13 protein-coding genes are annotated in these 12,371 nt (G+C 47.3%); 4 read left to right on the top strand and 9 right to left on the bottom strand.

All coding sequences use genetic code 11. The features are described from left to right. Positions 1-5: 5 nt before the first annotated feature. The 9 genes from ACWHWP_RS19665 to ACWHWP_RS19625 form a co-directional block, all read right to left on the bottom strand. Positions 6-722 carry a type IV secretion system protein gene (locus ACWHWP_RS19665; protein ID WP_447856176.1) on the bottom strand — a complete coding sequence of 239 codons (717 nt, stop codon included), beginning with the start codon at positions 720-722 and terminating at the stop codon, positions 6-8. 31 nt (positions 723-753) lie between these two features. After that, on the bottom strand, positions 754-3,498 hold the full coding sequence (locus ACWHWP_RS19660) for a VirB4 family type IV secretion/conjugal transfer ATPase (protein WP_447856175.1): 2,745 nt from the start codon (positions 3,496-3,498) through the stop codon (positions 754-756). 10 nt (positions 3,499-3,508) lie between these two features. Beyond that, a complete protein-coding gene (locus ACWHWP_RS19655; protein WP_447856716.1) occupies positions 3,509-3,805 on the bottom strand; it encodes a TrbC/VirB2 family protein in 297 nt (98 codons plus the stop codon). Next, a complete protein-coding gene (locus tag ACWHWP_RS19650; RefSeq protein WP_447754488.1) occupies positions 3,795-4,475 on the bottom strand; it encodes a lytic transglycosylase domain-containing protein in 681 nt (226 codons plus the stop codon). The genes ACWHWP_RS19655 and ACWHWP_RS19650 overlap by 11 nt, the downstream gene beginning before the upstream one ends. A 64-nt stretch (positions 4,476-4,539) precedes the next feature. Beyond that, complete coding sequence (locus tag ACWHWP_RS19645) at positions 4,540-4,749, bottom strand: hypothetical protein (RefSeq protein ID WP_447754485.1); 210 nt, start codon at positions 4,747-4,749, stop codon at positions 4,540-4,542. Positions 4,750-5,150: 401 nt separating this feature from the next. Continuing rightward, positions 5,151-5,363, bottom strand: a complete 213-nt coding sequence (locus tag ACWHWP_RS19640; RefSeq protein ID WP_447754482.1) for a TraR/DksA family transcriptional regulator — start codon at positions 5,361-5,363, stop codon at positions 5,151-5,153. Beyond that, entirely contained in the window at positions 5,353-5,940 is a 588-nt protein-coding gene (locus ACWHWP_RS19635; RefSeq protein WP_200906172.1) for a DUF2857 domain-containing protein, read from the bottom strand. The genes ACWHWP_RS19640 and ACWHWP_RS19635 overlap by 11 nt, the downstream gene beginning before the upstream one ends. 107 nt (positions 5,941-6,047) lie before the next feature. After that, the gene (locus ACWHWP_RS19630) at positions 6,048-6,248 is read right to left on the bottom strand and encodes a helix-turn-helix transcriptional regulator (protein WP_447754752.1); all 201 of its coding nucleotides are present in this window, start codon (positions 6,246-6,248) and stop codon (positions 6,048-6,050) included. Between the two features lie 123 nt (positions 6,249-6,371). Beyond that, positions 6,372-7,295, bottom strand: a complete 924-nt coding sequence (locus ACWHWP_RS19625) for a hypothetical protein (RefSeq protein ID WP_447754479.1) — start codon at positions 7,293-7,295, stop codon at positions 6,372-6,374. Between the two features lie 831 nt (positions 7,296-8,126). Between ACWHWP_RS19625 and ACWHWP_RS19620 the strand changes: the two genes are divergently transcribed. From ACWHWP_RS19620 to ACWHWP_RS19605, 4 genes are all read left to right on the top strand, one after another. Then, positions 8,127-8,291 carry an acinetodin/klebsidin/J25 family lasso peptide gene (locus ACWHWP_RS19620; RefSeq protein WP_447754476.1) on the top strand — a complete coding sequence of 55 codons (165 nt, stop codon included), beginning with the start codon at positions 8,127-8,129 and terminating at the stop codon, positions 8,289-8,291. 62 nt (positions 8,292-8,353) lie between these two features. After that, a complete protein-coding gene (locus ACWHWP_RS19615) occupies positions 8,354-9,001 on the top strand; it encodes a lasso peptide biosynthesis B2 protein (protein ID WP_447754473.1) in 648 nt (215 codons plus the stop codon). Position 9,002: 1 nt separating this feature from the next. After that, positions 9,003-10,610 carry an asparagine synthase-related protein gene (locus ACWHWP_RS19610; RefSeq protein ID WP_447754470.1) on the top strand — a complete coding sequence of 536 codons (1,608 nt, stop codon included), beginning with the start codon at positions 9,003-9,005 and terminating at the stop codon, positions 10,608-10,610. Next, positions 10,585-12,324 (top strand): ATP-binding cassette domain-containing protein, encoded by a 1,740-nt coding sequence (locus tag ACWHWP_RS19605; protein ID WP_447754467.1) that lies wholly within the window; start codon positions 10,585-10,587, stop codon positions 12,322-12,324. The genes ACWHWP_RS19610 and ACWHWP_RS19605 overlap by 26 nt, the downstream gene beginning before the upstream one ends. The last annotated feature ends 47 nt before the right edge of the window (positions 12,325-12,371 follow it).

The raw sequence follows: 12,371 nt of genomic DNA, 5'->3' as shown, positions 1-12,371 counted from the left end.
CTTCCTTACTCATGGAATTTTAAAGTGGGAGCGTTTAACTGCTGCTGATTCCAGCGTTTAACACGCTCATTCTCAAGTATCTGTTCGCGGTTCTCGGCGGCTTTTACACTCATTTCCCACTGTGTGGTGAGTGTATTAAGCATAACCGATTTTAGCTGGATGGTATTCGCCAGGTCCTGAGATTCTTTTATATCCCCGGATAACGCCACCCGGTCTGACAGGGTGTTAATTTCGCCCAGCACCTGGCTGACCTGCTGCTGTATTTCATCGGTCTGTTCAAACTGGAGGGCTTTATTAATCACCTGCTGCTTGCAGATATCCACCCAGGTTTTCGACTGCTCAGCCTTACAGGTATCGAATATTCTGTATTTCTTATACAGTGCGTCGAACTGCCCTGATGAACCACCTGATCGCAACAACTCATTCAGCGCCTGACCAGGCTGGCGCAGTCTTTCAAGATCTGACTTCAGGTTTCTGGCCTGGTCCACGAAACCGGCAATATCACGAATGCCGGTCGCGGTGGCAAGCTGCTCTTTATATGCCTGTATCTGGGAACGGTAGTGCTGTGCCGTTTCCGTCCACTGTTTCAGCTTTTCAGTCCAGTGCGCCATCTCCTGCGCATTGGCGACGGCATCCACGACCGGAATACCGCTGGCGCTGACCAGTGAACTGTTGAGCAGCATGCAGCACAATAAAAGAGAGTTAAGGGGCTTTGTATTCATGATGTGGCCTCATGGTGTATGACGGATTAAGTCAGAGTGCTTTTTCCAGGTAAGCGTCCAGCCATTCATGGGGTGGCATACCCTCCTGATAAAGAGAGTCGAAGATTTCAAGGTTGTCAGTGCTGCCGCTCATCACTTTCGTGTATTTTCCGATACCCGAAAGATCGAGCGTCACACGGGCGGCAAAACGGCGGATATCCCCGCGCCTGAACTGGTTTTTAACGACCACATACTGGCGGGCCTGCGGGTCCAGGCGTTTCACCATATCGAAGACTTCCGGCTCAAACTTCATGCCGTCAACGTAGTGAGCACGGTCTGCGCCCGGGTTAGCTGCGAGTATCTGCGTACCACACTGTTCAATCACCGCAGGTGCAATATCATCCATGATGATTTCTGCCGGGGATTGTGTGCCGACAACAAGCATACCGTTGAGTTTACGAATAGTTTTCAGACGGTTATACGCGAAATCCTTAAATACCGGGTCACGCAGCCATTTCCAGAACTCATCCATATAGATGACCAGGCGGCGGCCATCCAGCAGGCTGGTGACACGGTAAAGCAGGTAAAACGATATCGGGGCACATATGGCTGCATCATCCAGAAACTCTGTGCCGTCAATACCAAAATTATCGCAGTCACTGAAATCAAAGGTGTCAGATTCGTTATCGAACACCCAGCCAAATTCGCCTCCCTGTGCCCATTGCGCCAGGCGAATACTCAGGCCATTCTCCTGCGCTTCGCGTGTAGCTGGCTCCGGCAGGTTTTCCAGCAGACGGGTGATACCAAAAATCCGGTACTGTGGTTCATTGCGCATCACGGCACTGACCGCATCGTTCAGTCGTCGCTCATCGCGTGGTGTTAGCGTGGCACCGTTGCGGGTACAGAGGATTTTCATCAGTTGCCGGATAAAGCTGAGATTGCGCTTTGTTGGCGACAGTGAAAACGGGTTCCATCCGGTGGGTTCACCGCTGTTGACCCGGTAATAGCGACCACCCAGCGCCCTGATATGCATTTCTGCCCCCCGGTCCTTGTCCAGATAAACGGTGGTCAACCGCTGTGTTCTGGCATCCGGTGCAAAACTGTCTCTGAGACCATACTTCTGCTGCATGATTTGCAGGAATGTCATCAGCATGGTTTTCCCTGAACCATTGGTGCCGAGAATGCATGTGCTGGCCGGGTTCTTTTCATTGAATTCATCAACCCCTGCCAGGGTGTTATGCAAATTCAGGTAATATCCGTCACCGGATGGAGTTCGCAGTAAGGCCATTGCATCCCCCCAGGGAGCATGGTCGCGTTTTCCGGGATAGAAATTGTGCAGTGCAGCCAGTTCAACAAAGTTCTGGCTGCTGAGTTCCCCCAGCCGGGGGCGCAGGGTGTGATTGCCCGGAAGCTGGGCCATGAACGCCGCTGAAAGAGACAGCTCTGCCGGAACCGGTGTGAGGCCAGTGTTATTCAGGATATTGCTGATTTCACTGGTATCGGCGGCCAGCCGCTCCGGCGAGCGGGAAAACACCATCATTGAAAAATGGTGACGACCAAAGGCGATTTTGCCTGACATCAGCAAATCGAGTGCCACGTCCAGGTCAAGGCGCTGTGAGACCGCGTCGTCATCGGCGCTTATCAGCAGACGCCGCGTGCGGCGAATGGCCTTCCTGGCCTCTTCGCGGGACAGACAGGTGTATGTCTGCGTGATGACATAGTCACACGGAGCGTACAGCAGCGAGTCCATCATCCCGGTGGCGGTTTCCTGCGAAAACTCTTTTATCTCCAGTCCCTGAAAAAAGTGTGTGTCATTCACATGGTTTATCTGTCCGGCTCCGGCGGAAAAGTACAGCGCTGCCGACCCCAGCACATGGTAAACCGGTGTGCGGGTTACACGAACTTTTCGCCACTGGTGTGTCAGCAGATATTCATAGAAGGCAAGCTGGGAAGAATACACACCGCTATCCTCACTGAAGGTGCCGAGTGCACGGGCATCATAGCGTGACAGGGCGGTATCCAGCGCGGCTTTGATATCCAGCATTTCCTGAATTGCGCTTTCCAGCTCCCGCAGCTTCTGTCCGTCCTTCAGGCGTCTGCGTCCTGTTTTCTCCGCACGGGAGAACGGCAGCCAGCAGACCGTCAGGAACAGACGGTTACGGCGAAAGGGTTTTTGCTTCAGTGATGCATAATAACGATGGCTCACTTCATCGGCATAAGGATTACCGGAATCCTTATGCAACGAATCCGTGAACGGCTCACGCACGTTATGAATGCTGAACGTTACGGGCATCCCTTCAAGCGAACGAATCAGGCCATGAAGCTGGCTGGTCCCCGCTTCCAGGTTCTCTTCAGATTCGCAGTCAAACGGTGTCCCTGTCAGTTCCCAGGAGCAGAACAGTTCACTGGTACGTGAACGGACGATATGCTGGTGAATATGGGACGAAAAAGGAATGTATTTTTTTACGGTTGCACACTGGTTCAGTTTCATGGCGTCAAGAAACTCCGTGATATCAACGGGGGTATGTTCTGCGGGCATTAAAGCGGTGGCTCCGAATACCCGGTTTGCGACGGGATGGCCCCTGACCCGCAGCCAGACCGCAATCAGGCTGAAACGCTGAGGTTCAGTTCGGGTCAGGGACTTCATCACCATAAATTCGACGGGAAGCAGTGCCAGAAACGCGATGGAGGTCCAGACTGAGATAATAATGGTGACACCCGTGACGCCCAGCAGGGGAACCATCGGTACGCCCCAGAGCGATGCCGGGCGCTTCATGGCTTTCATCAGTTTTGCCATACAGCCCCCCTCAACTCATCAGCAGTGCGCCAATCTCACTGCCGCCACCAATCAGGATGCCGCCAATGATGATGTAACCACACTGCGACAGGCTGTCGCCTTTCCAGAGCGTCTTGTAACCAATCCAGATCACCGCCACGGTGATGGTTATTGCCGCAAGCCCGTGAAGACCGACAGAAACCTTTTCCATTACGGAATTTGCCCGCTGGAATCCGTCAGCAAGTGCAGGTGATGCCAGAGCGGTCTGCATCAGAACAGAGGCAACCGAACTACGGAGACATCTTTTAACAGGACGACTAATTTGCATCATGAGTCCTCTGTACGGGGGGATTCGGGGTCTCTGTGCCATTCCGGTCAGGCACTTTCTGGCGGAGTTCTGCCGGAACACCACGCACGACGTATCCCGGCCAGATAACACGGGGACGGGGAGACGATACGGGGGCCGCTGGCGGCTTCGTCAGGGACGAGGAACGGGGTTCAGGCGTGCGTGTGGCAGGGACGGTAAAACCGATCCGCTGGATATAGCTTGTCTGTGAGAAGGCAGCTTCCGGTTTCTGACCGGTTTCAAAGTTACCGGCGTAATAACAGCTGAGTGCGCGTTTCAGTGAACCGCCCCGTCGCCAGCAGTCCGTCAGGATGCGTTCAAATACCGACAGACTGGTACAGGGCGAGAACAGGTCGGCGGCGGTGACGCCATACTGGTGAAAATTGGTGCTGGTGATTTGCATCAGTCCGACAGAATAGCGGCGGCCTTTTGCAGCGATCTGTCCGGCGAGACGAATAGCTTTGGCTTTGTCCGGAGGATAATGGGAAATAACGTATCTGCGGCCTGGCTTACGCTCATGGCGTGGAATAATCTCAGCAATGGCCCAGGGATGCAGGCTGGATTCCACACGTGCCACATCAAGTGATATGGACGGGTTAATGCTGGCAGCGCACTGCATCGCCAGCGCCAGAAATGCTTCAGTGGATAGCATAAAACCTCCTGAGAAATAACAGGAAGAGATGCCGCGCGGTGCGCGGCGGGAGAATGACGGTGCGTTATGCCGCAGGCGTGTTGTTTTCGTCTCTGGGTTCCAGCAGAATCAGTTTTCCGGAAACAGCAAGACCGGGAGTCAGAATAATATTCAGCCCCGGTTTGTTATTATGGGCGAAGGCCACACCGACTTTTGTCCAGAATGTACTGGTTTCACCCTGAATGTCGGGTTGTGATTCCTGGGTTATATACACGATATAGTCAGGTTTTTTCATGGGATATCCTCGGGTAAATAAGGATGGAAGGGGATAAAGGGAATAGAAATAATGTCATCACATCCCGGCCCAGCATTCCGGTTTAAACGGGTCAGCGAGGACATTCAGCGGCACCCTGAATTATGGTTATGTGACAGCCCGGCCCGGATTGTTAAAGAGCAATATCCCGTCAGTGCGCGTTAACACCCGAAAGAAATAACCGTGAGTGACGGTATATTCAGCGTGCGTTATCTGACCTCGTGACGAAACAGAAAAATCAAAATGGGAAATAAAAGAAAATTACATGGGGGATTTATACGGAAATAAGAAAACTGCGGGAGATATATAAGGAACAAGAAATTTCAGTCAAAAAATTAAAAAGGCGGAGTAAAATACTCCGCCCTGATATCAGTTATTCCATGTTATTTGCGCCGGCGACGTTCCAGAATGGACTGGCAACGGGTGCAGGTGGTGACACCAGGTAAGGTCCTGCGACGCTTATCCGGGATCGGGGAACCACAAAAACGACAGAAATGTAACGATGGTGCTGATGCTGGCCGGAAACGGCTCTGTTCAATCATGTCTTCCAGGTGCTGTTCATTGAATGCCTGGTCGCGGTCGATCTCATCCGGCATGTGCTGTCCTCCTGTTCTGCTTTTCCTGCTCGCAGAGCATGATGCGGTTCCAGACGGTCGTCAGGGACACCGGATCTGTTTTACCGAATGAGACGGATTCGGTGATTTGCATCATGATGTCAATGGCTTCCGGCGTATCGGTACTGCCGGGGTGGTATTTGTGCCAGAGATGCCAGATCCGGGCATCGGTAGCTTCATCCGGCAGTGGAGAACGTCCGTGAGGAACGGTGATATTGTTCAGCCGACGGCGAAGACAGGTGTCATTTGAGGTCAGTCCGAAATATGCATTTAACAGGGCAATAGAGCCGCCGAGTCGGATAGCCCGGTCAATCTGTTGCTGACGACGTATTTCCTGGCGGGACAGCAGCAGGCACTGATGTAAATGTTCATGACGTACAGTGATATCCAGCAGGGGGACTGACGCCCTGGTGATAAAAAACAGTTCATCAAGGGTCAGCCTGCTGAGGTGTCTGATTTCCTCATTTGTGAATCCGAGCGATTCACAGTAATGAATATCTCCGTTTTTCAGCGCATGTAATGCGTGTGTTAATACCACATAATTCAGCGACGGGATCATCATATCCACTCCTGATACACAGTTATTTTGACGGTACGTCTCAGAATGAAATAAACCGTTAAGGGACCTTACGGGATTTATTTCGACGAAGAGTGATGTGACGTGATTTACTCTGAATGCTGCCTGCGGTTGCTTAATTTCTGGCTGATCCAGTCGTCAATCTCCGATTCAAGCCAGGCTACGCTTGCGGGTCCAATTTTTATTGAATGCGGAAAATCATCTGTTTTCATATACAGATAGATTTGTGTCCGTTTCAGACCGGTTTTTTCCTGCACCTGTTTCAGACGTAATAGCTGGTATGGCATGATCTTCTCCTGCGGTAAATAGGGGGATACCCGGAGATGACACAGAAACACAGAAGAGAGGGAGGAGGAAAGCACGTAAATCCGTATTAAGGATAGCGAGACCCTTAATACGGATTTCCATGTGAGTTAATTCTCCCTTGTTTTAACCGGTGGTGGAGAACCACGCTCAAGGGCATTCCTGATAGTGTCGCCACTCAGTTTATCCGTTATCCCCTCGTTTCTTGCCCATTGTTCAAAAATAGCCTGTAACTTGTACGGCTTACCTATCAGTGGGCTGATGGCATCATTATTACGGCAGGCGAGCCAGAACAGACGGGCCATTGCCGTTGACATACGGGAAGCTGTAGGTGGCGGTTTAGTATTCCCGGTGCAGTCGCGGGCAAACCTTTCAAGCTCTGAGTAGCGTAAAACAATCCATGCATCCTGCGGGAAATGGTGAAGCGGGAACCAGCCCTTGCGGTGTTCCCGGATGCGGATTTCTGAAAGCTGATTTTTCACAGCAGAACGCATATTACGGGGCAGTTTGAGTAACTGACTGTTGATCCGATCACGCCAGCTCACGCACTCAAATAGCTGAAAGACCTCACCAGAAGAGGTGACGGTAATTCCATAATTAATATTGTTCCCGCCACGCAGGGGGCACTGAAGTTGCATGGTACGGGCCAGTAAACACTGGAGCAGAACATATTCATACCCCATAAGTGGTGTATCAAGGAGCTGTCTGGAGGACGGAATATACCGGCCTTCCGTGCTTATGATCAGGTTCCTGCCAGCCAGGAAACAGCCGGAATTCAGCATGCAAAGCCTGTTAACCAGTGAATTTCCGGTTGAAATACATTTGATTTTATTTTCCAGTAATTTGATTTTCCTTAAAAAAATGGTTGACTGGAAATTAACTGACAGTGTGATCCGGCCCTGTAATGCATGTCGATAAATATCGTAATCCATAATTTTTAGTCCCGTAAATTCATTAAGGGCACATACCGCTTCGGGGATTGTGAGCCAGTCTGATTTATTTCTGGCAGATAATACGGAGGAATGGCTGAACATAATTGATTTCCTTAACCAGAATGCATATATGTAACTATGGCATAAGCATATAGCTGAATGTTATATTGAGAACTTTCAGCTATATCGACCGGGAGACATTTTTCCGGTGGAGCAATCCTGGTGTTAACAAGAAATCGGTAATGGTTAACTTATTGAATTTAAATCATCTGCTCTTAATACAGATACCTTCATCCCTGATGTTAGTTGTTAAATCAAAGGCAATAATAAACCAGATTACGTTGATTGCAATATAAATACAGGTTCATAAAAATGTATGTATTGTACGTACTGTATTGTACGATACAAAAAATTAAATCCGATATCTGGAGATAGTATCTCCTCGAATGTCACCTTGATTAATGATATATCATATATTGATGTTATAAGTTCATGGCGTAACATCTTGATATTAAATGTAATAATCTCTTTTATAAAATATTCCGTGTCGGTGTGAGCATACCATCATGCTATATGGCAGAACGTATAGTTGCGGTGTCTGAGTGGCAGATACGGAATAACCATAAGGAGAGGGGAGGGATTATTGCGTAATACTCAGCGACCAGGAGAAATGTTCTCAGGCTGTCATCGGTAATATTCGTTCACCCGTAATGTTGAGAAGTATCTCGCATCTGCCCCTCTTCATCCAGGAATAGACTGTGAGATAATCGTTACAAATCATAGCATTAAGATGGAGTATGAATGATTATCATTTACATTTAATTACAATTTACCTGTGTTTACAACTTGAAATGTATCCGTTTATTTATATACATGAATACGTACCTGAACGGTACGTTCCATTCTGAATTAATGTAATTCGAGGAGATGGATATGAAAGCTAACGTTTTACCTGTCGTACATTTAACGAAGAAAGACAATACGGTATCTGTAAACCGTATTCCGACAAAAGCCAGTAAAATCACACGGGGACACTCAGTTGACCGTATCCCTGAGTATTTTGGTCCTCCTGGTGGTCCCATCCTCTTCTATAGCTAAGCAATAATGTAAGTACGGCGGGAGCCTCCCGCCGTCACCCTCTGGTTCAAGGGAGTGATACAATGCTTATTGTTCCTGATACACTGAAAATAGCCCGTTTCTGTAATGATATAATCATTCTGGATCTTCTTCTGGATGAATATACTGTTCTTGAAAATGCTGCTGACAGTTTTCTTTTGCATCATGAGATAGATCCTGTCATTGAAGATTTTTTGATTTCAGATAAACGTTGTCAGTATTTAAAGCCAGTCAGTCAGGAAACACCAGAAGCATTCCTTGAAATCCGCTGGATGAAGCCCTCTGCTGATTCGCAGTACGGTAACATTTTTTCACGCATGTCTGCATTTATGACGTTGCTCATCTGTAAGCGTAAGCTCCGTCGGAGTGGAATGATGGCAGTCAGACATGAATTCCCGAATGCAGGGATTTCCGGAAGCAGGACGAGTATCACGTCACAAGTTATGACAGAAATAAAACAGGAAATAGCCTCACTCAATAGCGTTTTTGATTTTATTTCGCACGAAAACCCCTGCCTTATATATTCCTGTACTCTTAGACGCCGTCTCCGTACCAGAAAAATAGACGCAAAAGTTGTCATCGGGGTGCGAACTCGCCCCTTTTTCAGCCATGCCTGGGTGGAAGTTGATAAGACGATAATCAGTGATGATCCTGGTCTGAGGGAAAAAACAAGTGTGATTCTGGAGTACTGAAATGCTGATTATTCCTGCTGCTCTTTCCGGAAATATGACACCATTAAAATGGTCTGAAGAAATCAAAGATAAATATTATCATGTATTCCTGGACAAGACATGGTGTCACCGTAATCATAATAACAAATTATATATCTATAGTGGCTGGGCATTGTCTGGGGAAGGAGAACAACTCTCTTTTTTTGATGTTGCGCCTGACATTTTTGAAGATAAGCTCAGAACAGCCGACGGATATTATTGTCTGATTATCATTGATAAGAACGAGCTGCGTTTGATAAAAAGTCTCTATCGATATTGTGATATTTATTATACCAGAATGACAGAAGGGTGGATTGCCGGAACGCACCTGGAAGATATATTCAGTATCTGTGGAAAGAAATCCATTAGCTCCCGGTTTGTCAACCATTTTTTAGCGGACAGCTTTAATTCCGCATTCATATCTCCTTTTGATAATATTTTAAAGGCTTACTCAGGATGCCTGACACATATCGATCATCAGAATATTAATACAGAACCTTTTGTGTCCTTAACTCCTTTGAAGAAAGGTACTCTGGAGGTTCTGGCTACAATAATGGATAAGCTTCCTTCAGAAGCTCCTCTGGCGCTTTACCTTTCTGGCGGACTGGACTCATCCCTTGTTTTTTTCACTTTACTCAGGTCAGGACGAGAATTTGATGTGCTTCATTGTCTGCCATTCAGTTTTGAGACGGATACGGAACGGGTTGATGCACTGAGGCTTTGTCGGACGTATGGCGTTAAAATGACAGAACTGCTCCCGGCTACAGAGAACAAACGACATCATGATACAAAGGTAAATCATCCTTCTGATTGTCAGGTCATACAGACAGTCTGGCATGACAGCAGTGACGGAACACTTATTGATTTGAGTGACTGGTACTGTCTGGATGGTCATGGTGGCGACAGCGTTTTTATTCAGTCGCCGTCTGTCAGGATAGTACGTGACCTTGCAGGGAAGGGACATTTAAGATATGCTTGCAAGATGGCGCACAGTATAGGTCAACTGAAATCAAGGTCTGTCTTTTCTGTCATCATGTCGGCGCTGAAGCCCGTGAAATCCACTGAACGACAGGAAATTCAGCATCCTCTTCTCAGGACGTTTCCGCCCGGGACAGCATGGTATGATTACATCCATGAAATCGTCAGAGTCAGCGAAAGTATGGCATGCCGCTCCGGAACGCTGAACTTTTCACCACTTCTGAGCCTGAATGTTATACGCAGCCGTTTGTCCGTAAATTATGAAGATAACATTAGTTCCGATCATGATCGGGCACATATCCGCAGGGATGCTCTTGAGCAGTTCCGTGATGATATTTTCATAAAAAAAACGAAGCGTTCTTCATCGCAGTTAATTTGTAACATATTACGGCAGTATGAGAGTGAACTTATTCTCTTTGTCTCCCGGCAGAGGGAAAAGCTAAATCCTGATTTTGAGTCTGTTATTAAAAAAATAAAATATAATACGCATGTTGAACTTGATTCCAGCCTTCCGGTTATTCTGTCTATTATAAAATTAATGAAATTTATGGAGGCAACCGGTCTGAATATTGCTGATGCAGAGGTAAATGATGAATACCCTGAAAATGTTTAACAATATGTTTCGTGTAACTGGCACTTTACTTTCCGGAAAGTTATTGTTTATTATTCTTTTGTCGGTATTGTCATCTGTTCTGATAATCATCTCACCTCTTCTGATATCCCGAATGACCGGATACCTGATGGGGGGGGAGGTGGATGTTTCGGGTATTCTTTTTATACTGGGGGGGATCTATGTTTTTGCCATTTCAGCACAAAAGATTATGGCATTCTGGGGAACTTACCTTCAGGCCGCGTTGCGGGTTGAATGTATCGCAATAATATCGGAGTTTTACCTGCGAAAACTTTATAACGGTCATTCGCAAAAAGATAATGCCGGAGGGATCAGCCAGCAACTCAGTCAGGCTACAAACGATATTTATATTATTATACGGGAACTTACGTTTGGTCTGCTCCCGCCATTAGTTCAGCTCTTTATCGCTGTCTGGACTATACTATCATCAGGGGATTATCCGGTCGCAGGGATGTTCCTGCTTTTCGCCGTATCGTTTATTTTCTGTAATTATATTTATACTAATAAAATAGTTATGGCAAGACAGGCATTGATGGACAGTTCCAGAAAAACTTACTCATTACTTTCAGACAGTGTCAGAAATATCCCTGTCGTCCGGGTTTTTAATGGGTTTGATATTTTCATGAAACGCTTCAGAACCCAGCTTACCGATGATGCCAGTACTCAGAATACTTTCTGGAAAATCAGTTTTCAGTCTCAGTTTATTTCAGGGTTGTTGCAGATAATTTTCTTTGGTTCTGCATTTTTCTACACGCTGAATGGTGCTATTGACGGGCGAGTATCGACAGAACATTTTATTCTCGTATCAGCCTATATTCTCATACTGTCTGCCCCCCTGGAAAACCTCGGGCAATCTTTCATTAATTTCAGACAGGCAGCCTGGGCCTTTACTGTATTCTCCGGCGAACTGTTACCACATCCTGAGAACAATAATAAAAAAACCTGTAAACCCCAAAATGGTACAACCGAACTGAGTCAGGTCAGCTTACGATATCCCGATGCCACATCAGACACACTACGCGACATTACTGTTCGTTTCAGGTCCGGGGAATTCGTTACCATTACCGGCAGTAGTGGTGCCGGTAAATCCACATTGCTGAAAATTCTTGCCAGGCAACTTCAGCCCACAACAGGAAAATATACTGTCGGGGAATGCGATATCAGTGCGCTTCCTGAACAGGAATTCTACGAAAATGTTGCTTACGTCTCCCAGGAGGAATATGTCTTTATGGACAGTATTGCCTACAATCTTCAGATTGCGAACCCGCAAGCAACACGTGCGGAGATGATCAGTGCTCTGGAAAAATCCGGGCTTCAGATAGGCAACCTTCGGGGAGAAAAGTTGCTTGAGCTGGATCTGACAAATGAAGGTGCTAATATCTCTGGCGGACAACGACAGCGTCTTTCCCTTGCCCGACTCTTTTTGCGCAATCCTGCCGTTATTCTACTGGATGAAATTACTTCGTCGCTGGATTTGATTTCTGAAACGCAGGTTATTAACGCCATAATCAGCAGTTTCCCTGAGGCCACGATAATCAGCATTAGCCACCGTCTCAGTACCTTTTCCTATTCAGACCGGATCGTGGTAATGGAAAATGGCTGTATTACTGATACGGGGTCAATGGATGAATTATCCATCAGGAATGGATTTATCATGAACATATTACATGCTGGGGCTGGTTCTACATCAGGATAGCGGTGATTTATTTTTTTACCGCATTAAGTTATGCTCCGTCCATCGGG

Source organism: Enterobacter sp. WI-ESBL-E8 (assembly GCF_053364895.1).
Note: the sequence above shows the minus strand (reverse complement) of the source record. Positions and strands in the feature narration are given on the sequence as shown.